This window comes from bacterium, assembly GCA_029210965.1.
Classification (GTDB): Bacteria; BMS3Abin14; BMS3Abin14; order BMS3Abin14; family BMS3Abin14; genus JALHUC01.
Map to the genome: position 1 here is coordinate 1 of JARGFZ010000145.1, position 556 is coordinate 556.

Annotated in this window: 1 protein-coding gene; it reads right to left on the minus strand. The window is 34.9% G+C overall.

Going from position 1 to position 556, the window contains the following annotated elements; translation table 11 throughout:
* On the minus strand, positions 1-556 hold a 556-nt coding region (locus P1S59_14700; GenBank protein ID MDF1527470.1), incomplete at both ends, for a hypothetical protein.

The following is a 556-nucleotide window of genomic DNA, read 5'->3' on the forward strand; positions in this document are numbered from 1 at the left end:
TTCGCTTGTCTATAAGTAATATCACCGGCAGCATACTTAACTGATAAAGCATCTACAGCCTTAGTTAGTTCTTGTGTTAATGTTTTTTCTTGTTGAATGTATCTAAGTTTAGAAGATTCTACAGAGTCTCTGCCTGTATTATTTACTACTCTTTGTAGTGCTACTGTTTCCTGATTAGCTTTTAGTAAAGCAGAATTAGTTGCCCTAGATTTAGATAGAATATCTGCTTGTCTAGCTTCTTCTTCTTTAATTAGTTGTTTCTTATGAGCAGCTACTTTAGCATTATTAGCCATGATAGCTTTAGCTTTAGCAGTTTCTAATTCTAGTTGGTCTTTAGCAGCTTGTCTTTCTAGGAGGGCAATTTCTTTACTATGGGCTACAGCAGCTGCTTTCTTATTCCTAATATCAGCTAAATGTGCTTTACCTACAGCTTCATAATGTGCTACAAGGTCTTTTCTAGCTATAGCACCTATATCTGCACTTACATCTTTATAATCTTTTAGTATTTCTTCGTAAATACCTAAATCTTTAAGAGAACCACCCCTACTTACAGCAG